General features: G+C 37.3%; 16 protein-coding genes. 12 read left to right on the top strand and 4 right to left on the bottom strand.

Going from position 1 to position 24,485, the window contains the following annotated elements; all coding sequences use genetic code 11:
* Positions 1-42: 42 nt before the first annotated feature.
* Positions 43-1,848, top strand: coding sequence for an acyl-CoA dehydrogenase family protein (locus H344_RS0102650; RefSeq protein ID WP_026808866.1), 1,806 nt, complete (start codon positions 43-45; stop codon positions 1,846-1,848).
* A gap of 115 nt (positions 1,849-1,963) precedes the next feature.
* Here the strand turns inward: H344_RS0102650 and H344_RS0102645 are convergent, their stop codons facing one another.
* A complete protein-coding gene (locus H344_RS0102645; RefSeq protein ID WP_026808865.1) occupies positions 1,964-4,009 on the bottom strand; it encodes a dipeptidyl-peptidase 3 family protein in 2,046 nt (681 codons plus the stop codon).
* A 350-nt stretch (positions 4,010-4,359) separates the two neighbouring features.
* The gene (locus H344_RS0102640) at positions 4,360-6,177 is read right to left on the bottom strand and encodes a glycoside hydrolase family 15 protein (RefSeq protein ID WP_026808864.1); all 1,818 of its coding nucleotides are present in this window, start codon (positions 6,175-6,177) and stop codon (positions 4,360-4,362) included.
* A gap of 103 nt (positions 6,178-6,280) precedes the next feature.
* Between H344_RS0102640 and H344_RS0102635 the strand changes: the two genes are divergently transcribed.
* The 8 genes from H344_RS0102635 to H344_RS0102600 all read left to right on the top strand — a co-directional run bounded on the left by H344_RS0102635 (position 6,281) and on the right by H344_RS0102600 (position 16,491).
* A complete protein-coding gene (locus H344_RS0102635; RefSeq protein ID WP_026808863.1) occupies positions 6,281-8,494 on the top strand; it encodes a bifunctional alpha,alpha-trehalose-phosphate synthase (UDP-forming)/trehalose-phosphatase in 2,214 nt (737 codons plus the stop codon).
* Between the two features lies 1 nt (position 8,495).
* Positions 8,496-9,827, top strand: coding sequence for a M28 family peptidase (locus H344_RS0102630; RefSeq protein ID WP_026808862.1), 1,332 nt, complete (start codon positions 8,496-8,498; stop codon positions 9,825-9,827).
* 112 nt (positions 9,828-9,939) lie between these two features.
* Positions 9,940-11,577 (top strand): M1 family metallopeptidase, encoded by a 1,638-nt coding sequence (locus H344_RS0102625; protein WP_084148724.1) that lies wholly within the window; start codon positions 9,940-9,942, stop codon positions 11,575-11,577.
* Between the two features lie 153 nt (positions 11,578-11,730).
* Positions 11,731-12,465 (top strand): NYN domain-containing protein, encoded by a 735-nt coding sequence (locus H344_RS0102620; RefSeq protein ID WP_026808860.1) that lies wholly within the window; start codon positions 11,731-11,733, stop codon positions 12,463-12,465.
* Positions 12,466-12,677: 212 nt separating this feature from the next.
* Positions 12,678-13,361: a DUF2490 domain-containing protein gene (locus H344_RS0102615; RefSeq protein ID WP_026808859.1), complete on the top strand. Its 684-nt coding sequence runs from the start codon at positions 12,678-12,680 to the stop codon at positions 13,359-13,361.
* Positions 13,362-13,365: 4 nt separating this feature from the next.
* Positions 13,366-14,577, top strand: a complete 1,212-nt coding sequence (locus tag H344_RS0102610; RefSeq protein ID WP_026808858.1) for a bifunctional alpha/beta hydrolase/OsmC family protein — start codon at positions 13,366-13,368, stop codon at positions 14,575-14,577.
* A gap of 106 nt (positions 14,578-14,683) precedes the next feature.
* A complete protein-coding gene (locus H344_RS0102605) occupies positions 14,684-15,271 on the top strand; it encodes a superoxide dismutase family protein (RefSeq protein ID WP_026808857.1) in 588 nt (195 codons plus the stop codon).
* A gap of 131 nt (positions 15,272-15,402) precedes the next feature.
* Complete coding sequence (locus H344_RS0102600) at positions 15,403-16,491, top strand: Gfo/Idh/MocA family protein (RefSeq protein ID WP_026808856.1); 1,089 nt, start codon at positions 15,403-15,405, stop codon at positions 16,489-16,491.
* A gap of 372 nt (positions 16,492-16,863) precedes the next feature.
* Here H344_RS0102600 and H344_RS0102595 read toward each other — a convergent pair whose 3' ends face one another.
* Both H344_RS0102595 and H344_RS0102590 read right to left on the bottom strand, forming a co-directional pair.
* Positions 16,864-18,336 (bottom strand): hypothetical protein, encoded by a 1,473-nt coding sequence (locus H344_RS0102595; protein ID WP_026808855.1) that lies wholly within the window; start codon positions 18,334-18,336, stop codon positions 16,864-16,866.
* A 936-nt stretch (positions 18,337-19,272) separates the two neighbouring features.
* Positions 19,273-19,875 carry a DUF2179 domain-containing protein gene (locus H344_RS0102590; protein ID WP_026808854.1) on the bottom strand — a complete coding sequence of 201 codons (603 nt, stop codon included), beginning with the start codon at positions 19,873-19,875 and terminating at the stop codon, positions 19,273-19,275.
* A gap of 250 nt (positions 19,876-20,125) precedes the next feature.
* On the opposite strand from H344_RS0102590, the gene H344_RS19620 reads away from it, so the two are divergent.
* The 3 genes from H344_RS19620 (at position 20,126) to H344_RS0102580 (ending at position 24,344) form a co-directional block, all read left to right on the top strand.
* Positions 20,126-22,498 (top strand): ATP-dependent helicase, encoded by a 2,373-nt coding sequence (locus H344_RS19620; protein WP_157378116.1) that lies wholly within the window; start codon positions 20,126-20,128, stop codon positions 22,496-22,498.
* A gap of 308 nt (positions 22,499-22,806) precedes the next feature.
* Positions 22,807-22,989: a hypothetical protein gene (locus tag H344_RS21955; protein ID WP_205667114.1), complete on the top strand. Its 183-nt coding sequence runs from the start codon at positions 22,807-22,809 to the stop codon at positions 22,987-22,989.
* A 410-nt stretch (positions 22,990-23,399) separates the two neighbouring features.
* Positions 23,400-24,344 (top strand): endonuclease/exonuclease/phosphatase family protein, encoded by a 945-nt coding sequence (locus tag H344_RS0102580; protein ID WP_240484935.1) that lies wholly within the window; start codon positions 23,400-23,402, stop codon positions 24,342-24,344.
* The last annotated feature ends 141 nt before the right edge of the window (positions 24,345-24,485 follow it).

Raw genomic sequence — 24,485 nt, 5'->3', positions numbered from 1 at the left:
TATACCTGCATATTTATTAAGGAGCAGATCGGGAAAAAGCCTATGGAAACTACAAATAAAGAAATCTTACGAGGAGGACAGTTCCTCGTAAAAGAAACAAAATGTGAGGATGTATTTACGCTAGAGGATTTATCCGAAGAGCAAAAGATGATGCGGGAGAGCACCAAAGAATTTGTGGATAGAGAGCTTTGGGCTCACTGGGAACGTTTTGAACAAAAAGATTATGCTTATACCGAAGAAACCATGCGTAAAGCAGGGGAATTGGGATTATTAAGCGTTGCTGTACCAGAATCTTACGGAGGAATGGGAATGGGATTTGTATCTACCATGTTGGTGTGCGACTATATTTCTGGAGCTACCGGATCTTTTAGTACCGCTTTTGGTGCACATACAGGAATTGGCACTATGCCTATTACCCTTTATGGTACTGAAGAGCAAAAGCAAAAATACGTCCCTAAATTAGCTTCAGGGGAATGGTTTGGCGCTTATTGCTTAACCGAACCAGGGGCTGGCTCCGATGCTAATTCTGGGAAAACAAAAGCAGTTCTTTCCGAGGATGGCAAGTATTATAGTATTTCCGGACAGAAAATGTGGATCTCCAATGCAGGTTTCTGTAATTTGTTTATTGTTTTCGCTAGAATAGAAGACGATAAAAATATTACCGGTTTTATTGTAGAGAACGATCCCAGCAATGGAATCAGTTTGGGAGAAGAAGAAAAGAAATTGGGAATCCACTCCTCCTCTACCCGACAGGTATTTTTTAACGAAACTAAAGTTCCGGTAGAGAATATGCTTTCTGAACGTGGCAACGGATTTAAGATTGCTATGAATGCTTTGAATATAGGGCGTATAAAATTAGCTGCCGCCTGTTTGGAAGCACAAAGACGTGTTATTGGGGAGGCCACCAAATATGCAAATGAAAGAGTACAGTTTAAGACGCCTATCATAAATTTTGGCGCTATAAAAGCAAAGATTGCTAATATGGCTACCAATTGCTATGCGGATGAATCTGCAAGTTATAGAGCTGCTAAGAATATTGAAGATAGAATTGCTATGAGACAAGCTTCAGGTAACTCGCATCAGGAAGCAGAATTAAAAGGTGTTGAAGAGTATGCCATAGAGTGTTCCATCTTAAAAGTGGCTGCATCCGAAGATGTACAGAATACCACTGATGAAGGAATCCAAATTTTTGGAGGAATGGGATTCTCTGCAGATACTCCTATGGAATCTGCATGGAGAGATGCGCGTATTGCTAGAATATATGAGGGAACCAATGAGATCAACAGAATGTTGATTGTAGGTATGTTGGTTAAAAAGGCCATGAAAGGTCATGTAGATCTATTAGGCCCTGCTACTCAGGTAGGAGAAGAATTAATGGGAATTCCTTCTTTTGACATTCCCGATTTCTCTGAATTATTTTCGGAAGAAAAAGATTTAATAGCTCGTCTCAAAAAAGTGTTTTTAATGGTTGCTGGTAGCGCCGTTAAAAAATATGGACCAGAATTAGAAAACCACCAACAGCTAATGTTGGCTGCGGCAGATATCCTTATTGAGGTTTATATGGCTGAATCTACCATCCTAAGAACGGAAAAAAATGCAAAGCGTTTTGGAGAAGAAGCTCAAGCTACTCAAATAGCGATGTCTAAATTGTATTTATACAATGCCGTAGACACCATCATCCAAAAAGGAAAAGAAGCCATTGTATCTTTTGCTGAAGGCGATGAACAACGTATGATGCTAATGGGACTTAAACGTTTTACAAAATATACAAATCAACCTAACGTAGTAGCTTTACGCATACAAATTGCCGATAAAGTAGCTGCTGATAATGGTTATACCTTTGACTAACTCAAGTTGTCGCTTCGTAATGAAGCAAATGCAAAAAGCCGTTCCCAAAAGGAACGGCTTTTTAGTTTTTATACTATTACAAATTACTGATTTACTGTTACATAAAGCTTATCACTTAATTAACTGCTTCAGCATTTCGTGTAGTTAAAAAGCTAAAATTCTTAGCATACTCTAACATCTGAGATTCAAAATTCTCAGGCTGAGTTACTTTAACATCGGTAATTTCACCATCGGCATTTACCTCGGTAACTAAAACAGGATTCACAAAACCGCTGTAAGGAGCAGATTTAAATTGAGAGTTTCTTTCAAGGACCTCAGCGTGCACTTCCTGATCTACCTTTACTCCATAACCTTCTACTAAATCTTGAGCAGCTTTAAAATCGCCCTCAGATTTCATTCTTTGCGTTTCTTGTAGTAATTGACCGAATAACTCACGTAATTTTTTATAGTCGTTAATATTGAAATACGTCTTACCCTCTCTGGTAATTTTTTCAATCACATTATCTGCCTTTCCTTTTTCGAAAGCCCAAGCAGAAACCCATTGGCGGTTCACCATATGATCTTCTTCAATATCATCCCCAAGATTAATACGAATCAATTGGGTCATTAATCCATTTCTGATATACCCATCATAGGCTGCCTTTCCTAATTTTTCCCAATCATCTACCAATCCTAGTTCTTGTAATTTAGGATCCATCAAATAGTAAAGCCCAATTAAATCGGCTCTCCCCTCTTCTATAGTAGAAGCATAGTTTTTTAGCGTTTCTTTTGGCTGACCAATTCCTTGATTGATTTTACCAGAGGCATGCCCAATAACTTCGTGTAATGCAGTATGCAACTTATCTGCAATTTCTCCATATTTTACCTCCAACTCAATCTCCTCAGCATCATGTGCAAATTCTTTCAATCTTCCTGTACCACCAGCATGATTGTAGGCATTGATAATATTCCCTAGAGAAACCGATTTACTTCCATGTTGTTGTCTAATCCAGTTATTATTGGGTAGGTTTACTCCTATTGGTGTACTTGGCGAGGCATCTCCTGCTTCCCCAGCAACATTCACCGTTTTATAGGATACACCCACTACTTTGTCTTTTTTATGCTCTGGAAGTAAAGGAGCATTATCCTCAAACCATTGTGCATTTTCAGATAATACTGCCATTTGTCTAGACATTTCAAAATCCTTAATCTGTACAATTGATTCATAGGATCCCCTATATCCTTTAGGATCGTTATAAACTTCAATAAAGCCATTGATCCAATCTATATTTCCAGAAGTAGAGGTAACCCACTCAATACAATATTTATCCCAGGTATCTAAACTTCCAGTTGTGTAGTATTCAATTAAAAGTCCCAAAGCATTAGCCTGTTTTTCATTTTCAGCTACACCTTGTGCTTTTTCCAACCATTTAATAACCTCATCTATTGCTTCTCCATAGAGTCCGCCAGATTTCCAGACCTTTTCAACCAATTTTCCATTTTCTTTAACGAGCTTAGAGTTTAACCCCGCTTCAATAGGCATCCCTTTAGGACCTTTGTAAGCAGTTTTATAGAATGCTTCCACTTCTGCATCGGTAATTGAAGGATCATAGAAATTAACCGCTGAAGAGGCTACAATATCTACCCCCTTCTTCTTTGTCACCTTTTTACTATCCTTGTCATTAAAAATCACCTCAAATGCCTCTCCTTTTAGCTCGGTATCCGTTTCTGCCAAAAGAAAATTTAAATAGTCCGCTGAAAACTCGGGCATAATCTTATCATTTGAATAGTGGTGGTGAATTCCGTTAGAAAACCATACCCTTTTCATATACACCTCAAAAGCCTTCCAATCTTCCGAGGTCTTATCTCCTTCAAAGTGAGTATAGACATTTTCTAAGGCCTCCCTTATAGTAAGATTATGACGGTAGTTTTGGTCCCAAATAATATCCCTACCTGCCAATCCGGCTTGAGTAAGGAAGTAAACCAATTTCTTCTCTTTAAGAGTTAATTCATCAAATCCAGGGATTTGATACCTTAAGATTTTAATATCGGCAAACTGATCTACCGAATAATCAAAGCTCTGTTCTGTTTCCACTACAGGCTTTTCTGCAACCTTCTTTTCATTACAAGACACTAGCGTGCCTAACAGAAGAAGACTACCTGCCATTAATTTTAAATTCATTTCGCGTGTATATTTTATATTAGCTTGGCTACAAATTTAACGATTCACCAATTAAGTGTTAGAATTTTAAGCCATTTAATTCATTATACCGCGTAGGAATACTTGTATTGAAACTAAATAACATAAGACTAATCCGTGTAAAAATATAGGAAGTATTATAGAAAGACCTTCAAGGCCAAATAAGAAGGTTTCACTAGTTAAATGAAGAGGCAAATGCACATCTGCAAAATTCACCACAATAATTACTAGCGCTAATAGACCAGTAATAGATTTACACCCCAACTAGAGCTATACCTAAAATTAGGTAACACCACAAAGATGACACTTAATCGCCTATGGAGAAGTGAAGTTTATTTGTCTTTTTTCTCCATAGACTCTAACATTTCTATCTCACTACGCTTCTTAGAAAAGTTCATAGCACACTCTATAAGTGCCAAATGGGAATAGGCTTGCGGGAAGTTTCCTAAAAGTCTTTTCGACTTAAAATCAATATCTTCACTAAAGAGTCCTAGATGATTACTGTAACTCAATAGTTGATCGAAATGAGCTATCGCTTTCTCTTCCTCACCTATTTTAAATAGGCTATTGATAAACCAAAAAGTACAAATAGTAAAAGAAGATGAAGGCAACCCAAAGTCGTCCTCATTTTTATAACGATAAAGAAGTCCATCATTACAAAGCTCCTTTTCAATAGCATATACGGTACTCATATACTTGGGGTCTTTGGCATCTATAAACCCGTAAGACTCCATCAATAGCACTGAGGCATCCAAGTGGGGTGACCCATAGGACTGAGTAAAGGCTTGCTTCTCCTCATTCCAAGCGTTTTTATGGATAGATGCCCTAATCTCTCTTTCCAGAGCTCGCCATTTCTCCAGCCTGTGTGTCTTCCCAAAGAACTCGGCAACTTTTAACGCCCTATCAATAGCGGTCCAGCAAAGAATTTTAGAAAATGTAAAATGGCGATCCTCGGTTCTAAATTCCCAAATCCCTTTGTCGGGTTCTTTCCAGTGATTACCAACTATCCAGGCAATTCCTTTGGTAATATTCCAAAGTTCCTCTCCATTTTCAATATCCGTATCAAAGTGTTCCAACTGAGTATAGATAACATCCATCAAAATACCATAAATATCGTGCTGACGTTGCATATACGCCGCATTGCCAATACGCACTGGTTTAGATCCCTTGTAACCGCTTAAATGATCTAAAGTGTATTCTGTAAGTTTCTTCTCTTTATTGATGCCGTACATAATTTGTAACTTCTCATCTTTATCTGGCATCAAGTCTATAATGAATTGTAGGTATCTTTTGGCAATATTCTTATGCCCCAACTTAGAAATCACCTTAATTACCATAGAAGCATCTCTAATCCAACAGAATCGGTAATCCCAATTTCTAACTTCCCCTATAGTTTCTGGCAAAGAAGTAGTAGCTGCAGCTAAAACAGCACCAGACTTATCATAGCTAAGCATTTTAAGGGTAAGCGCACTTCGTTTTATCTGCTTGCTATAACTATCATAAGTAGACGTTTTATTAGACCAATTTAACCAATATACCTTAGTGCGCTCCATTTCAAGATATACATTCTCTAAAGTGGGACTAAGAATTTTCTCGTTATAGCCCAAAAGGAAATAACCATCTTCCTCCAAGGTGATTTCGTCTCCATTCACTACAGAATCTTTATTAAAGGAGGTATATAAAAACACCGTATCAAATCTCACTTCTCTTGTAAGACTCGCTATGAAATCTTTTTTAATATAGGTCTTGGTTTCCCCTTGTGCATACTCTAACCTAGGGTTATATAACACCTTAAATACCGGTTTTCCGTATACATACCTAATATATCTAACTATTTCTGGAGGCGCGTGATACCCACCTCTAGGGCTAGGTTTATGATATCTAGGCATAAAATCATGCACTTCAAAAATATTTATCCCATCGGAATAGCGAGTAACTAAAATAGCGGTATCTGGAATATATTCTTGATTGATGGAATAACTATCGTCAACCAAAATCTCAAAACTCCCCCCTTTCTCCTCATCCAAAAGTTTAGCGAAAATAGAAGCCGAATCAAATTCTGGCAAACAACACCAATCTAAAGATCCATACTTAGAAATTAATGCGGCGCTTCTACAATTGCCAATTATTCCATAATCCAAATTATCCATAAACATAAATATTGTAACTGTAAAGACTTAAAAATAGGAAATTCCCATGATTTTGACGAAATTTAGGGAAATTAATGCCGAAATCATCTAAAAATCTCGTTTTATGTCTAAAACTATCATAATATCAAATAGGTTACCGGTACAACTACAAATTGAAAATGGCAGCATTACGGCCACCCCTAGTGTTGGGGGTCTAGCCACTGGAATGAAATCTGTCCATTCTGGCGGAGATAGTCTTTGGATAGGTTGGAGTGGATTAACAGACGAAGATATTCCCGATGGCCTTTCCCCAGAAATAGACAAAGCACTGGCGAAGCACGGATCTTCTAAGGTAAGTTTAACTTCGGAAGAGGTAGATGGCTTTTATTACGGTTTTAGTAACCGTACTATTTGGCCGCTATATCACTATTTCTTAGAATATGCTGAGTTTGATTTGGATAGTTGGAATATCTACAAAGCCGTAAACCAAAAATTCGCAGATGCCATTCTAGAAAAAGCTGATGATGACGATATCATATGGGTTCACGACTACCAATTAATGTTGGTACCCCAGATGGTTAGAAAGGAACGTCCAAATGTATCTATTGGTTTCTTTCTTCATATACCTTTCCCTTCTTACGAGATTTTTAGAACGCTACCCTGGCGTATGGAAGTACTGCAAGGGCTACTAGGAGCAGATTTAATTGGGTTCCACACCTATGATTACGAACGACACTTTTTAAGCTCTGTAAGACGCTTATTACGTCTAGAGGTAAGTTTTAACGATGTTCACTTAGATGATAGGGTTATTAAGGTGGATTCTTTTCCTATGGGAATTGATTATAAAAAGTTTAGTGATGCTGCTAAAAAGCACCATGAAAATAAGGAAGAAGATAAATCGGAGTTGCAAAAGCGGTTGGATATGCACAAGAAAAATCAGCCCAACGCCAAATTTTTACTTTCCATAGATCGCTTAGATTATTCTAAGGGAATTGCCAAGCGTCTTAAGGCCTTTGAGTATTTTTTAAACGAAAACCCACAATACAAGGAGAAGGTGCGACTCATAATTCTTGCGGTTCCCTCCCGCTCCAACGTACCACAATACCAATTATTAAAAAAAGAAATAGACGAATTAGTGGGGAGAATAAACGGAGAGTTTTCTACGGTAAGTTGGACCCCAATCTGGTACTTTTATCGCTCTATGCCTTTTGAAAATCTAATAGATCTTTATACTTCCTGTGATATTGCTTGGCTTACCCCAATAAGGGATGGAATGAATCTCGTAGCTAAAGAATATATAGCAACTAGAACGGATAAAACAGGGGTGCTAATCTTGAGTGAAATGGCTGGTTCTGCCAACGAAATGAATGAGTCGCTACTGATAAACCCAAACAACTTTGAGGAGATTTCAGCTGCACTACTCCAAGCTATTAACATGCCCAAGGAAGAGCAGCAGGCTAGAAACGCCATATTACAGAAAAGACTGGAGCGCTACAATGTAGAAAAATGGGCAAACGATTTTATGACTTCCCTTCTGGAACAAAAACAAAATGAAAAGCAACACAAGTCGCACAAATTATCAGCTACACGAGCCAAGATTGTAGTAGATGAGTTTAAAGCTGCTAAGAAAAGGCTATTGTTCATAGATTATGATGGTACCCTTGCTGGCTTTCATAAAGACCCACAAAAGGCAAGTCCGGATGAAGAATTATATACCCTCTTAGACAAACTTGCAGCATTAGAAAACACCGACCTATATTTAATTAGTGGCAGGGATAAAGAAACTTTCACCAAGTGGTTTTTACCGAAAAAATACAATATGATTGTAGAACACGGAGTATGGATATCCCAGAACGGCGAAGATTTTAGAATGCTAGAAAACGTTAAAAAAGACTGGATGGAAAAAATCCTTCCTGTATTAGAGTCCTTTGTAGATAGAACCCCAGGAAGTTTTATAGAAGAAAAGAACTACTCTATAGCATGGCACTATAGGAATACCGACCCAGATTTTGGACTAAAACGAGCAACGGAACTTAATACCGTACTTACTAGCCTTATTGCGAACGACGAAGTAAGTGTTTTAAACGGCAATAAGGTGATAGAAGTTAAGAGTAGCAATGTAAACAAGGGACGTGCCGCTATGCGTGTATACTCTGAAGAAGACTATGATTTTGTTTTTGCGATTGGTGATGATTGGACGGACGAATTTATGTTTGAAGAATTACCAAATTCTGCCCATACGGTAAAGGTGGGCCGCCAAAAAACGCAAGCCAAGTATTATGTAAACAGCATTAGTAATGTAAGACAATTACTGAACAAGTTTACAGATAAGGAATAATATGAAAAAAATCTTAGCGGTTACCTTGCTATTATTTGTGGGATTATCACATGCCCAGACAGATCAGCGCTTATATAATATCATTGAAGCAGTCTCGGCAGATAGAATAGAAAAAGACATAACTACCCTTGCTAATTTTGGCACTAGACATACTTTAAGCGACACCCTTTCCAATACCCGTGGCATAGGAGCTGCTAGACGATGGATAAAAAAAGAGTTTGAAAACATCTCTAAAGACTGCAATAATTGCCTTGAAGTATCATTTCAAAAAAACCTTATTAAATCAGGTGTAAATCAGCGTATTACAAAAGATGTGTGGGTAGTTAATGTGGTAGCTATACAAAGAGGGAATAAATACCCCAACCGATATATTATTATGAGTGGGGATATTGATTCCCGTGTTAGTGATCCTAACGATTTTACCTCCAATTCCCCTGGTGCTAATGACAATGCTAGTGGTATGGCAGGTACCATAGAAGCGGCAAGGGTTCTTTCTAAGTATCAATTTGAGAGTAGTATAATTTACCTTGGCTTGTCTGGGGAAGAACAAGGCCTTTTTGGAGGTCAGGGTTTTGCTAATCACGCGAAAGAAAAAGGCTGGGAAATTATTGGAGTATTCAACAATGACATGATTGGGAATATACAAGGAGTAGATGGTATTATCAGCAATACCGATTTTAGAATCTTCTCCGAACCAGTACCACCTACAGAAACAGAAGAAGAGCGCAAAATGCGTAGGTTCTACGGCGGGGAGGTAGATGGTATCAGTAGGCAATTAGCTCGCTATGTCCACAAAAATGTGCTGACCTATATGCCAGAAATGAATCCGATGATGATCTATAGGCTAGACCGATTTGGCCGCGGCGGCCATCACAGACCTTTTAACGATATGGGCTATGCAGGGATACGAATTATGGAAGCTCATGAGAATTATACCCAACAACATCAGGATATTCGGATAGAAGATGAGATTTCCTATGGGGATGTGTTGGAGCATGTAAATTTTGATTATGCCAAAAAACTTACTGCCGTAAACGCCATTAACCTAGCTGCCTTAGCATGGGCGCCTCCTGCCCCAAAAGAAGTAGGTATTGGTGGGATTGTTGCCCCCTCTGTAAAGCTTCAATGGACTGCAGTTAGTGGTGCCAAGGGATATAAAATATATTGGAGAGATACCACTTCCCCTACTTGGGACCATAGCAGGTATGTGGGCGATGTTACTGATTTTACCTTAGATGGAATTGTAATCGATAATTATTTCTTCGGGGTATCGGCAGTCGGAGAAAATGGATTTGAAAGTGTGGTTGTTTTTCCTAATAAGATTATTAGATAATTCTTTTCATTCCATCTATAATTGGCCTTGTAACAATTTAAAATAATAAATTTGTAGGATTAACATTTTACAGTTTCAATAATACACTATCAAATCTGCCTCTATTTAGCCTATGACGAATAACAGAACACACAAAATCCTCTTCTTTTTTCTAATAATCTTTGTTTGTAATGCTTTTGGTCAAAACCAAGTCTTTACGGAACAAGATACGCTCCGTGGTAGCATAACTCCTCAAAGAGCATGGTGGGATGTAGACTTCTATCATTTAAAAATAGAGGTGAAACCAGAGGAAAAGTTTATTTCTGGAAGTAATACCGTCCGCTATACAGTGTTGGACGAATCTCAAGAGCTTCAAATAGACCTACAGTCCCCGTTAACAATTACTAAGGTGATGCAAGATGGCAAATCCTTAAAATACAAATCCAATGGTAACGCACATTTTATCAAACTAAAGAAAAAACAACACAAAGGCGCTATTAATGAACTCACCGTGTACTATTCCGGTCACCCAAGGGAGGCTGTGAAAGCACCATGGGATGGCGGAATTTCTTGGAAAAAGGATGCCAATAATAAGCACTTTATAGGTTCTTCTTGTCAAGGGCTAGGCGCCAGTGTATGGTGGCCAAATAAAGACCATATGTATGATGAAGTAGATAGTATGGCTATAAGTGTTACTGTCCCTAAAGACCTTATGAATATTTCTAACGGGAAACTTAAACAAGTAGAGAAGCATGGGGAAACTACCACCTATCACTGGTATGTAAAGAATCCGATAAACAACTATGGGGTTAATATAAATATTGGCGATTACGTCCATTTTGGTGAGACCTACGATGGAGAAAATGGCCAATTGAGTATGGATTATTATGTTATAGCGGACAATCTAGAAAAGGCAAAAAAGCAATTTCAGCAAGCCCCTATGATGATGAGAGCCTTTGAACATTGGTTTGGGCCCTATCCTTTTTATGAAGATGGTTTTAAGTTGGTAGAGGCCCCATATCTAGGAATGGAACACCAAAGCTCTGTAACTTACGGAAATGGCTTTAAAAATGGATATTTGGGGAGAGACCTTTCCGGTACTGGGTGGGGTTTATATTTCGATTTTATCCTTGTTCATGAGTCGGGCCACGAATGGTTTGCAAATAACATTACTTATAAAGATATAGCAGATATGTGGATCCATGAGAGTTTTACTGCTTACTCGGAAGGGCTTTATTTGGATTATCATTTCGGTAAAAAGGCAGGTGCTGAATATATTATTGGAACTAGAAAAGGTATCGCTAATGACGTCCCTATTATAGGTCCCTACAATGTAAATAAGAGCGGTTCTGGAGATATGTATTATAAGGGAGCTAATATGCTTCACACGCTACGACAACTCATAGAAGACGATCAAAAATGGCGATCTATTTTAAGGGGGTTAAATATGGAATTCTACCATCAAACCGTAACCACAGCGCAGATTGAAGGTTATATTAGTGAAAAATCTGGAATTGATCTCTCTCAGTTTTTTGACCAATACCTCCGCACCACGAAAATTCCGAAGCTAGAATACTCGGTGGATGGCTCACAGTTGCGTTTTAGATATACCAATATTGTAGAAGGTTTTGATATGCCAGTCAACATTATTGTGAATGGTCAAGCAAAGTGGATATTTCCAACGGCAAACTGGAAAACAAGCTCTTTAGATAAGGAAATTAAGGACATATCAGTAGATAAGAATTTTTATATCGAGGTTATAAAACTATAGGAATTAGGTTTTGAGTCTATTTTTCATAGAACAATCCAAAGGATTCTTTAGTTTTGTAGTAATTGCCTTTAATTTTAAGTAAAAGAAAGCCTTTTGTGTATTATAGGTAATCCGTTATTAACGTAATAATAAAATTAAAACATCAGCTATATTATGGATACAAATCTTGCAGTATTAATCGATGGCGACAACATTCCCTCTGCCTATGTAAAGGAAATGATGGAGGAAATTGCCAAATACGGCAACCCTACTATAAAACGTATTTATGGGGATTGGACCAATCCCAAATTGGCCAAATGGAAGAATCTTTTATTAGAGAATGCTATCACCCCAATACAACAATACGCCTATACCACAGGTAAAAACGCTACCGATTCAGCAATGATAATAGATGCCATGGACATCCTTTACTCCAACAAAGTAAGCGGTTTTTGCATTGTATCTAGTGATAGTGATTTTACAAGGTTGGCAACGCGACTAAGGGAAGCAGGCATGAATGTGATAGGTATTGGAGAGAAAAAGACACCTAACCCTTTTATTGTGGCCTGTGACCGATTTATTTATATTGAGATTCTGAAAAATCAGTCGGAAGAAAGTAGTTCCGAAGCATCTGATCGCAAAAAAGGTAGGAAAGACGATGTGGATAAGATTACTGCTAAGGAAATTAAGCTTATTGCCTCTACCATATCCGATGTAGCAGATGACGATGGATGGGCGTTTTTAGGAGATGTGGGTAGTCTTTTACAGAAAAAGCAACCTAATTTTGATTCCAGGAATTACGGATTTCAAAAACTTACTCCTCTTATTAAATCCATCAAAAATTTTGAAATTGATCAGCGTGAAAACGCAAAAGGTCGTTTTAAACTAATCTATGTAAGAAATAAGTAAGCAAAACCTATTTTGTGAACCCCAAATACGTTTTGTACAAGAATTGAAAAAAACGCATAATACAATCTACCGATTATACTGTATTACCTCCATTTGATGCAGATAATAGTTATGAATAGGAAGATACATTTTGCACCTTCTTTTGTCCATAACTTTTGGGTTGAATACTATTTACTTTGCATAAACAACCGTCAAAATTATAATATCCATACATGAAAAAAATATTTACACTTTGCCTTCTATTCTGCATGGCTAACGTATCAGCACAAGAAACAGGGCAGCATCATACGGGCTTTTGGTATCAATATTTTGGTAACAATAGAGTTACAGAAAAAATGAGTGTTTTAACAGAGGCGCAACTCCGTTATTTTGAACAGTCCAAAAATTTTCAGGAGTTAGTACTACGAACAGGAGTGAATTACTCTTTTGCCAATAATGCGAGTATCACATTAGGATATGCCTATTTATCAACGGATGACACCTTTGAAGAGTTCCCTGATGAAGATAAAATAAGAGAGCACCGTATTTTTGAACAGCTTACATTAAGACAAAAGATTTGGGAAGTTTATCTAGAGCATCGCTATCGTTTGGAACAACGATTTATAGATTTTGAGGATCAGAAAGACACCCAACACCGAGCTAGGTATCGCGTGCAGTTAACCCTGCCCCTTACCAATACCTTCTTTGTAAATCTTTCTGAAGAAGTGATGCTAAATTTACAAGACGATATTTTTAACCAAAATCGACTCTACGCAGGGCTGGGAGTACGTGTCACCGACAATCTGAATGTGGAAGCGGGGTTTTTAAAAACGCATTTTTACGGTGCCAATTATGATCGTATTCTATTAGGAGTAACCTATAATCCGGACCTTAGGGGTGTCTTTAAAAAAAAGTAATACTATGAATCTTCAAAAAGTAACATTTTCCAATAAAAATGGGGATACTTTGGTAGGCCGACTTGCCTTACCAGCCAATCAAGAACCACACAATTTTGTGCTGTTTGCTCATTGTTTTACGTGTAATAAAAACTTTCCTGCTATACGGAACATAAGCAGGGCCCTAACCACTGAAGGTTTTGGAGTATTGCGTTTTGACTTTACTGGATTGGGGGAAAGCGAGGGCGAGTTTGCAGATACTAACTTTTCCGGAAATGTGGGAGATCTTGTGGAAGCAGCCAATTATTTAAAAGAGAACTACTCTTCTCCTACCTTAATCATTGGTCATTCATTAGGTGGAGCTGCTGCTATTTTGGCCTCCGAAGAAATAAGTTCTATAAAAGCCATTGCAACCATTGGTGCACCATCGGACCCAAAGCATGTTACCCATATCTTTAAAGATAAATTAGAAACTATAGAAAACACCGGCGTTGCTGAAGTAAATGTGGGTGGGCGAAGTTTTACGGTTAAGAATCAATTTTTAAACGATTTACGATCCCAATCCTTAGAAGAGCGTATAAAAAACAATAGAAAAGCACTCTTAATACTACATTCCCCACAAGATACTGTGGTGGGAATTAACAATTCTAAAGAAATTTATATAGCTGCCCATCATCCCAAAAGTTTTGTAAGTCTAGACGGAGCCGATCATTTACTAAGCAATGTAGAGGACGGAAAGTATACTGGAAATTTGATTGCTGCATGGGCCAAGCGATATTTAGATCTTCCTAAAAGTACACCTCTAGATACAAAGCATCAGGTAGTTGCAAGTTTGGATAAGGAAGACGGATTTACCACAGAGATGAAAATAGGGAACCATTATTTTACCGCAGATGAGCCTATTTCATTTGGCGGAAATGATTTTGGTCCATCCCCATACGAATTTGTATCTGCTGGACTATCTGCATGTACGGCAATGACGATACAGATGTATACCAAAAGAAAAAAATGGCCTCTAGAAAATGTCCAAGTGCATATCTCTTATAAAAAGGTGCATGCCGAGGACTGTGAGAATTGTGAATCATCCAATTCCAAGATTGATACTTTTGAAAGGGAAATAAAACTAGTAGGTACTTTGGCCGCACCTCAAATTGCTAAAATATTGGAAATTGCCGATAAGTGTCCCGTTCATAGAACCCTAGAAAATAAGATTCACATTAACACGAAAATCGTGTAAAAACGGGTAAAAGCTAACACTAAATGTTAAAATCAATTTGATTTTTGGTTGATGTCCCCTAAAATTATTCTTAACTTTACTTTTTTAAAAACTAAAATAGTTACATATGAAAAAAATACAATTATTATCTCTTAGTCTTTTATTATTTGCTGGTTACAGTTGCAAAGAAGTGAAAAAAGAGAGTGAAAAAGCCATAGATGGTATTGAAGCTAAAGTGGAAGAGATAACTGAAGAAGAGGAAGTAAAAGTCCTTAAATTTTCCATGGAACCAAAAAGCGATAGTAATGTAACTGGCGATGTTACCTTTACCGAGGAAAATGGCACCGTAAGAATGCAGGCCACTCTTACTGGATTAACTCCAGGAGAACATGCTATTCATATTCACGAAAAAGCAGATTGCTCTGCAGCAGATGGTACTTCTACAGGTGGACACTGGAACCCAACTTTCCAACAACACGGAAAATGGGGTGATGAAGCAGGCTACCACCGTGGAGATATAGGGAATATAACCGCTGATGAAGACGGTAATGCTACCCTAGACTTTTCAACTGATGAATGGTGTCTTGGTTGTGACGATGAAACTAAAAACGTTATAGGTAAGGCAGTAATAGTTCACCAAGGAGTTGACGATTTTGTTACGCAACCTACAGGTGCTGCCGGAGGAAGAGTAAGTTGTACCGGTATTATTGAATAAATTTTATTGATATACTATTAAAAAGCTGTCTACAATGACAGCTTTTTTTTGTGCTTATTTTGATGGTCCTTAACGTTTTACAATTGATTTATTGGGATACTTATTGTAATTTCCTAGGATAATTGGAAACCATGGGAAACAAGAGACGCATTTTTCTTCAAAACACAGGCATTATTGCGGCCACTACCGCATTATCACCTAATATATTGTTATCTGCCACTAGACCGGCTAAAGAGAAACTAGGGGTTGCCCTGGTGGGGTTAGGGTATTATAGTAAGGACCTCCTAGCTCCTGCTCTACAGCTGACAAAAAACTGTGAGCTCAGGGGAATTGTAACTGGAAGCCCAGATAAAATTCCCGCTTGGAAAGCTAAATATGGCCTAAAGGATAAGAATATTTATGATTATCAAAATTTTGATGATATAGCCAATAATCCAGATATAGATGTGGTTTATGTGGTGCTACCTCCTTCCATGCATGCGGAATACACTATTAGGGCTGCCAAAGCAGGGAAGCATGTTTGGTGCGAAAAACCTATGGCTCCATCAGTAACCGAATGTGAGGCTATGATTAAAGCATGTAAAGACAATAAAGTAAAATTGGCTATCGGGTACCGCTGTCAACACGATCCCAATATCCAGGCTTATATGAAAGTGGGAAAAGATCGTCCGTTTGGAAAGGTTAAAATGATAAGCTCAGCAGCTGGTTATTTTGATGGGAGAACCGACCATTGGAAACAAAGTAAAGCAATGGGTGGTGGTGCTATGGGGGATATGGGAGTTTACGCCTTACAAGGAGCGCGATTGGCAACCGGAGAGGAGCCTATCTCCGTGTTAGCACAAGCTTCTACTACCCGACCCAATATATATCACGAAGTGGAAGAAACTATGATGTTTCAGTTAGAATTTCCTAGTGGCGCCTTAGCAGCATGCCATACTAGTTTTGGAATCAATATGAACCACTTACATATTACCTATGAAAAGGGATGGTTAAAAATGCAACCCCATTCTAGCTATAGCGGGAACAATGGAAGTATGTCTAATGGCACCATAATAAACTACCCAATTAAAAACCAACAGGCAAAGCAAATGGATGAGGATGCCCATGCAATCTTAAACAATACAAACTTAATAGCGCCAGGAGAAGAAGGTTTGCGTGATATTGTAGTGGTAGAAGCAATCTATAAATCAGCAGCACAACAATGTGCGATTAAGATATAGTTTAATTTAGGCCAATTGGATTCCGACTCATCTCTATGTGCTGATAACCGTTAAAACATACTAGAAAAGAAATTATTTAGGTCTCTAAACCTTATCGTTAGAGAACTTGGACTTCTATAAGACAAGCCATTACTATCATTAAGGGAAAATTGACTCCCTATTTTAAGTTTTTCTATAGACCTAAGAGGAAGGCTTAAATGACATGGTATTTATGGCGTGCTTAGGTATAAATACGGAATATATCGAGATAATGACTACCTATAAAAAAGAGTTGAACTTTCTACAGTTCAACCCTTTTTATCACTCACCTTAAACGCTTATAGTAAACTACCTCCGGGCATTCAAATCACGATTATCGAATAAAAACATATTTTATAAACTAAAGGTTACCCCAAAGCCCAATCCAGCACCACTAAGGTTATATTTGTTTGTTTCATCAACCTTTCTATCTGTATTTACCTGCCTATAAGAGTAGGTTCCATCCTCAAATTCAGGAGCTCCAGGGTCTAGAACACTCCTATTAGATTCGGCTTTCCCCATCATATAATTACCTTCGGCCCAAATTCCTATTTTAGGCGTAATGGCATAAGCAAGTCTTATTCTAGGTAACCAGAAGAATTTCTTGCTGTTAGTTTCCTTTTGATTTATTATTTCTACCGTAGTAGTGGCATCACCCTCTTGTAAGTCTTGTTTATATGCAAATCCACTTTGATTAAAAGAGGTAAGTCCACCTTGTACAATGGCACTAACCCCCACTTTTCTACCTAAACCAACATTAATTTGCGGCCCTGCTCCAAACATCCATAAGGATTGTTCTATAGATTTGTCACTACTTTTCCTTATTGTAGATTTCATCCCATTAACTTCATATCCTTCGGGATTGTTTCTAAAATCGTTTTTATTAGAGGCCAGGTAATCTCCAGATACATATACTCCATAAGAAACCCCTTTAATGGATTTTATTGGTAAATAAAGTCCTAGATGCGCCCCATGAGCTTGATTAACAAAGCCAGCGTTATCCTTATCATCCCCGTATGGATTTGTAACTCCTCCTGTACTCATATGCATATGCTGGTAAAGGAAATCTTTTCTACCTACAACAGGATTCCCAATACCTCCACTACCCCCTTCATCATTATCCTCATCATCAAACCAATCATGTTCTTGTCCTGAAGCATCAACATAAGTTGTTCCACTTCCTGGCTCATCTGGATCTACTGAACCACCACCAGCATTTCTACATGCACTGAGACATGATGTAGGAACTTTCTCAGTGCCAATAAATCCTCTTTCTATATTATATTTATTCACTAAAAAAGGGGCATCAGCACTATCCAAATTGGTCCCGTCAGTAATCTCTACCATCCCAGACCACTGATAATTACTACTCCCCTTAGAAACTTTATAAATGGTTGCATTTGCAGGAATAAGCCTATATCCATCTTCATTACAGTATTTCTTATCGGGATCTATTGTAACATTTGTTATAGACAAGTATTCTCCCGGCCCATTATAGACAGTAGGCCCTTGCCCCGGATTAGGAACCCCAGGATAATTATCCATTTGGGCTAATTGGGCGGCTGTTGCATAAAACGACTTCCTATATCCTGTAACTCCTAGATAGCGCTTGGAACTTACATTGGAACCTATATCTCTAGACAAGGTCACTGTATATCCTTCCACAGGACAAGATTTAGTAAATATCACGACCTTAGTAGGCTCTTGGGCTAAAATTTCTTTTCCGTCAGCATCTGTTTTGGTATTTTGACTTTTTGTTTTCACCTCTTGTTGCCCATAGAATTGATGGGTAAATAGGCAAACTAGAATAAGTAATGTGTTTTTCATTTCTTTGGTTTTTAGGTTTAGTATTTAGGTAAATTCTTAATTATTAATCCTGTATTTATCTAATTCTTTAATTAGAGTAGGATTTATCCAGTTTATTCTTATACATTTTTTTAAGTGTTTAAAATAGGTATTCACTTTTTTACCAATAGGAATACTTAGAACTAGCAATTGTAATGCCCGTTTATTCCATCACTACCCCTTAGAACTCTATTAATTTTCTTAGATCTCGCTTTTAACCATTAACTGCATACAAAGGTGACTATATTGGTTAATAGTTACACTAACGTGCAGAGAATGAATTAATTGCCTAAACCTGTATTTTCTTGAATTTGTAGAATGTGGTGATTCTGTAACTATAAATTAAAATAGCAGCATTCTTACCAATTGGAATCAGGAAGCGTTAATCTTAAAAGAAATTCTCAAGACTAGTAAACTACCTCGGGGCAATCCCGCCTGAAAAATTCGGGCAAGACAGCCACAGAACAACTTGACTGACGACAGTCAGGTTTAAATCTGGATTATCGAGTAAAATCAGGCGTCGAAAATTGGAAAAATTACAGGAAGGGTTTTTCTCCTATAAAAAAAGTTGGTGAGAATATTTATCTATATAATTATCTAGTGAAGGTTGCTACGAACTGACCAAAGGTGTAATTATTCCTAGCATTGGATTTCCTATTACTTGATGACGTTCTATATCCTTTAATATCCGTAAGTATTACAACAACAAATGCTATCTAGAATAGTAACAACGGTATTAATATTACAATAAGGAAAATGGATGTTTTTAGCTCAGCACCATTGCTTACTAAGACAGGTCCAACACATAATTAATTAATCCTAATAATAATATTTTGACCACTATGGGGCAATACCAGAAAATTTCGTTTAGGGTTGACTGTAGATTGTTTAAAGAATAACACCCTCATTTAATTACACTTACTTTCTTTTAAGTTGCAATCTCCTAAAGTTGATTCTCCTAGGAACTTCATCAGCTAAGTCAGCCTCATTCACCATTTTTACACCCTCAATGGTGTAGAATGCATTAGGATGGTATTTGTTGATGGCTTCAGTCATATGATTAAGACGATCTCGCTTTAAGACCAAGAATACAACGTTTACTTTTCCAGTACTCCCTTCTCCATCTAACATAGAATAGCGGTAATCGTTTTCTTTTAAGAAGTCTAGAAACTGGTGTACCGGTTCTTTTGTAATCAATCGTAACACCACACGGCCAAGGGCTAATCGCTCCTCTATATACATTCCTACATAGGTTCCTGCAGCAAAACCACTGGCATATGCCAAATAGGAGAATACATTATCTATATTACTAATTATCTGTCCTATGGCTAATAACCAAATAAGAGCTTCAAAGAAACCAAGAATGGGTGCAATGCTTCTTTTTCCTGCCATTACAAATATGATCCGGATCGTAGAAATGGAAACATCACCAATTCGAGCAAAAAATATTAAAAGAGGAATAATCACATAATTTAATACCTCCTCAGTAACACCAAAGTTATCGTAAAAAAATTGTTCCATATTTCTAAATTACTAATTAAACAGTAATTACAGGGTTTTAAATTAAGTTGATTTTAAAACTGGGCAAAGGTATTCTATTAGCTTATAACCAATAAGAAAAAAATAAAAAGTTTAAAAAGGTTTATCTCAGGATTAGTTTTTCTATAGAATCGCGGAGTTTGTACGATTCGGTCCGAATTCAAAAGCCTTATTTTTCATAGATTAATCCTATATTTACTTATAAGTCATAGATATTATACCTACATCCTGCATGTACAACATAGAGAACCTTAAGGAAAATTTGAATGAACAACAGTTAGAAGCTGTAACAGAGACCGAAGGTTATGTTAGAGTGATTGCTGGTGCAGGTTCGGGAAAAACAAAAGCACTTACCCAAAGATACGCCTACATTGTGGAAGCATTGGGCATTAACACTTCTAATATCCTTTGCGTAACCTTTACCAATAAGGCCGCACAAGAAATGCGGAAACGAGTGAAAAGATTAGTGGGTGTTAATTCCGACTTAAGTTATATCACCACATATCACGGATTTTGTGTTCGCGTTTTAAGGGAGGACATCAATAAGATTGCGTACCCGAAAAATTTTATCATTATGGATGTTGAAGATCAAAAGACTGTTCTTCGACAAGTTTATGCTGAATTGGGTCTCACTTCTAAAGTCTTCACTTTTAAACAAGTCTTGCGGTATATTAGTAAACAAAAATCCTCACAAGCATATTTACAATATATCCTTGAATCCAAGAAACACGAAACTGATAATGACATTGAAAAAGTTTTTATACGATACTTGGAGAAACAACAGCGAAATTTTGCTTTGGATTTTGATGACTTGCTAAATTTTGCTCTGTATATATTTATGAATAACCCAAACGTTCTTGAAAAATGGCAAAGAAGATTGCACTACATTCAAGTTGACGAAACCCAGGATAGTTCGGAAAAACAATTTATGTTAATTGAGATGCTTTCTCAATACCATAAAAACCTTTTTGTTGTTGGCGACCCAGACCAGACTATTTACGAGTGGCGAGGAGCCAAACCGGAAATTCTGGTCGATTTTGATAAGCAATTCCCTGATTCAAAGACCATCATAATGGATCAGAATTACAGGTCCACTCCCAATATTTTAAGTCTTGGCAATCATATTATAAAAAATAATAAGATCCGGGTAGATAAGGATATGTTTACCGAAAATCCGGAAGGGGTTGATGTGGTACATTTCCATGCTCAGAATGATTACGAAGAAGGCTTATGGGTAGCTAATGAGATAAAAAGACTTGTGGCTGAGGAAAATAGTAAGTATTCCGATGTTGCCGTATTATATAGGGCCAATCATATTTCGCGAAGTATTGAGCAATCCCTAATAAGGGAAAATATTCCTTATTCCGTTTTTGGTGGAATACGTTTTTTTGAGCGGAAAGAAATCAAAGATGTTTTGGCGTATTTACGATTAATAGAGTTTGAAGACGATTTCTCCTTCCTAAGAGTAGTGAATACCCCAAACAGGGGTTTGGGTAAGAAGTACATAGAAAATGTTGCCAAAATCGCAGAAAAAGAAAACACCGCATTATACACCGCATTAAAGGATAACCTATCACAAAAAGATTTAAGTCGCAAAGGAGCTATTGAGTTTGTAGAACTAATAGAAAAGTACAAAAAGGAGAAGACAGATTATATTGTATCCGATCTGGTGAAAGCAATAATGGATGAAAGTGGTCTTACCTCCTACTACAGAACCGATGGGGATACGGATAGACTAGACAATATTAAAGAACTCCAGAACTCTATTATATTATTGGAAACCCAGGATGAGGAGCCTATAAACTTAATGGAGTATCTGCAAGAAATTGCCCTTTATACCGATATGGATATAGAGGACGATAGCAATGATAGGGTAAAATTAATGACCATCCACACTTCTAAAGGTTTGGAGTTCCCATTCGTTTTTCTGTGTGGCTTCACTGAAGGAGTTCTACCAAGTGCCATGTCTATTAAAGAAAGACGGGCAAAAGCCATTGAGGAAGAAAGACGATTGACGTATGTTGCTATAACCAGAGCGGAAAAGGCATTTTATATGACCGAATCCGAGGGGTATAATTTTAGCTTAGGGACAAGTAAATATCCTTCCCGTTTTCTATTTGAAATAAGCGATAACTATTATGTTAGTAAAGGAGAATTGAGTCAAGATATTATAAAAGCAGCCAAAGCACAATTAAAGTTAGATGCTACGCGGCAATTAATTCAGAAGAAATTTGCAGTTGGAGATATTGTTAACCATCAAATTTGGAAAGAAGGCAAGGTAATAGCAGTAAACGAGGACAAAGGGGAGTATCAAATAGAATTCTTGGAATCAGGTAAGATAAAACCCATCACTTTTGAGTTTAAGGGACTCACTAAAGTGGAAGGTTCTGCGGAGTTGACCCGAGATGATAAAAGCGAAAAATCTGATCTAGATGAAGATTGGACAGCTTTATTAGGGAAAGAAGATAAGAAGAGAGGCTATCAGCTTCTTAAAAATGATAAAGAAGACCAACATCCATCCAAAAAGAATGAAAAAGGTAAAAGCCATCAACACAAAGAAAAAACAAATAATCTATGGTCAAGGCTAAAGGACCTGTGGTCCTAAGGTTTAATTGGGCTCATTAGTGTAGTTTCTTAATTGTTTAGATTACCCCTTACAATCTGCGCAAAATACAAATTGCAAAGATTATCCTTTAATACTATTTAATTCTTAAGCCTAATTATATAGTCCTTCCCTCATAAATCATTCTACCCTATTTTAGTTTAATGTATTTTACAATTTTAGGAAGGTATGTAGCTTACCTATTTTTGTTAATTTAGTACTTTTATTAGATGTGTTAGTTAATTTTAGTAGGTTCGAAATCCGTATGGATGGATCTACTAAAAATTCAATAATCAATACAAACCACCAATATGAAAGCATTAACGGCTTCAATGACAAATTTACTAGCCCCTGTCCGTACTTACCTTGAAAGGGGAAAATATAAAATTTCATTCAAAATATTTCTTATAATCATAGGTGCTTTAAGTATTTACGCTGCAGGAGAAAGATTAGGAGAGTTTCTCTTCTACATTACTAACAAAAACTTATTTTAAGTACGCATTTACGTCATTAGAATACTAACATTGGTGGCACCCTTTACAATTAATTAAGCAAGTTTTTCCATTACCTACATATATTAAATTTGGGGCTATTCTACTCACCATAAAGACCTGGTTTTCTTCCCCTGTTCATATAATTGTCAAAGGTTGGTTATATAAATCTCTTTATATCCGTTTTGACGGCGTTCAAGATTGTTATAATTATTATCTTTATCTGTAGTAAATTAAATTAATCAACTAGAATTTACAGACCTTATTGCTATATGCTACTCGCTTTTTATATTTTGTCGGCCATACTCATCACGGTATCTTTACTCCCATTTATCTCGCATCAGCATTGGATATTCAGAGTATGGGATTTCGGGAGAATTCAGCTTTTGATACTTCAACTCCTAACGCTATTCATGGGAATTTTATTGGTAGATGAAAAAAGCGATCTCTTTTGGGGAGTTATAGTTTTACTTGTTGGACTTATAGTCTACCACCTAATCGTTTTAATTCCGTATACCACCTTATATAGGGCTAATAGAGCTATGGATATCCCAAAAGAATCTGAGCCAATTTCTATACTATCTGTTAATGTTTATCAATTTAATAATCAGTACAAAAAATTAATAGACTTGGTTTTAGAAGTTAAGCCAGATATCTTACTAACCATGGAATCTAATCAGGCGTGGGAAGATGCTATGACCGCCATTGAGGGGGAATATCCAAATTTTAAAAAGGTAGCCTTAGAAAACACTTATGGAATTCACTTTTATACCAAGCTCCCTGTAAAATCTATTAAGGTAAATTATTTTGTTGCGGACGATCTCCCTAGTATAGAGGCTTCCCTACTAACAGAATCAGGTCAGCCATTCACTTTCTTCGGAATCCATCCACCCCCGCCAAGTCCTACCGAGGAAGATACTTCTAGAGAGCGGGATGGGGAATTACTTTCCATTGGGAAGCGGATTAAAAAAACCAAGGGACCTATAATTGTGGTGGGCGATTTTAATAATGTAGCCTGGGCCAGATCATCTGTCTTATTTAGAAAAACCTCAGAACTTATAGATCCAAGAATCGGAAGAGGTTTTGTTTCTACATTTCATGCTAAATATAGGTTCCTTAGAGCACCCATAGATTTATTTTTCCATTCTAAGGAAGTGTTTATTGAAGATTTTAGAACGTTACGCCCAATTGGAAGTGATCATCTACCATTGTTCTCTAAGTTTTTTATAAATCATAAGGAAGACGTGCAGGAGGAAGAAGTGGAGACGCTAGAAAAGGAAGAAGCAAAAGAAGTAGAGGAAATGATCAAAGATGGTATTGAAGAAGAGGGTGACCGACCAAAGGTAGCAACGGAATAGGGTTATATAAGAATTCAGGAATCCTTCATTTTTCGCTTGTAAACTACCTCGGGGCAAGACAGCCTCGGAGCAACTTGCCTGACGACAGTCAGGTTTAAATCTCGATTATCGAGTAAAAGTCTCTCTACTTAGGCCAATTGA

This window comes from Arenibacter latericius DSM 15913 (genome assembly GCF_000424985.1).
Lineage (GTDB): Bacteria > Bacteroidota > Bacteroidia > Flavobacteriales > Flavobacteriaceae > Arenibacter > Arenibacter latericius.
Note: the sequence above shows the minus strand (reverse complement) of the source record. Positions and strands in the feature narration are given on the sequence as shown.

Excerpts from the sequence above, each read along its gene's own strand:
- H344_RS0102650 (WP_026808866.1), top strand. The coding sequence starts at position 43 with ATGGAAACTACAAATAAAGAAATCTTACGAGGAGGACAGTTCCTCGTA.
- H344_RS0102645 (WP_026808865.1), bottom strand. The coding sequence starts at position 4,009 with ATGAATTTAAAATTAATGGCAGGTAGTCTTCTTCTGTTAGGCACGCTA.
- H344_RS0102640 (WP_026808864.1), bottom strand. The coding sequence starts at position 6,177 with ATGGATAATTTGGATTATGGAATAATTGGCAATTGTAGAAGCGCCGCA.
- H344_RS0102635 (WP_026808863.1), top strand. The coding sequence starts at position 6,281 with ATGTCTAAAACTATCATAATATCAAATAGGTTACCGGTACAACTACAA.
- H344_RS0102630 (WP_026808862.1), top strand. The coding sequence starts at position 8,496 with ATGAAAAAAATCTTAGCGGTTACCTTGCTATTATTTGTGGGATTATCA.
- H344_RS0102625 (WP_084148724.1), top strand. The coding sequence starts at position 9,940 with ATGACGAATAACAGAACACACAAAATCCTCTTCTTTTTTCTAATAATC.
- H344_RS0102620 (WP_026808860.1), top strand. The coding sequence starts at position 11,731 with ATGGATACAAATCTTGCAGTATTAATCGATGGCGACAACATTCCCTCT.
- H344_RS0102615 (WP_026808859.1), top strand. The coding sequence starts at position 12,678 with ATGAAAAAAATATTTACACTTTGCCTTCTATTCTGCATGGCTAACGTA.
- H344_RS0102610 (WP_026808858.1), top strand. The coding sequence starts at position 13,366 with ATGAATCTTCAAAAAGTAACATTTTCCAATAAAAATGGGGATACTTTG.
- H344_RS0102605 (WP_026808857.1), top strand. The coding sequence starts at position 14,684 with ATGAAAAAAATACAATTATTATCTCTTAGTCTTTTATTATTTGCTGGT.
- H344_RS0102600 (WP_026808856.1), top strand. The coding sequence starts at position 15,403 with ATGGGAAACAAGAGACGCATTTTTCTTCAAAACACAGGCATTATTGCG.
- H344_RS0102595 (WP_026808855.1), bottom strand. The coding sequence starts at position 18,336 with ATGAAAAACACATTACTTATTCTAGTTTGCCTATTTACCCATCAATTC.
- H344_RS0102590 (WP_026808854.1), bottom strand. The coding sequence starts at position 19,875 with ATGGAACAATTTTTTTACGATAACTTTGGTGTTACTGAGGAGGTATTA.
- H344_RS19620 (WP_157378116.1), top strand. The coding sequence starts at position 20,126 with ATGTACAACATAGAGAACCTTAAGGAAAATTTGAATGAACAACAGTTA.
- H344_RS21955 (WP_205667114.1), top strand. The coding sequence starts at position 22,807 with ATGAAAGCATTAACGGCTTCAATGACAAATTTACTAGCCCCTGTCCGT.
- H344_RS0102580 (WP_240484935.1), top strand. The coding sequence starts at position 23,400 with ATGGGAATTTTATTGGTAGATGAAAAAAGCGATCTCTTTTGGGGAGTT.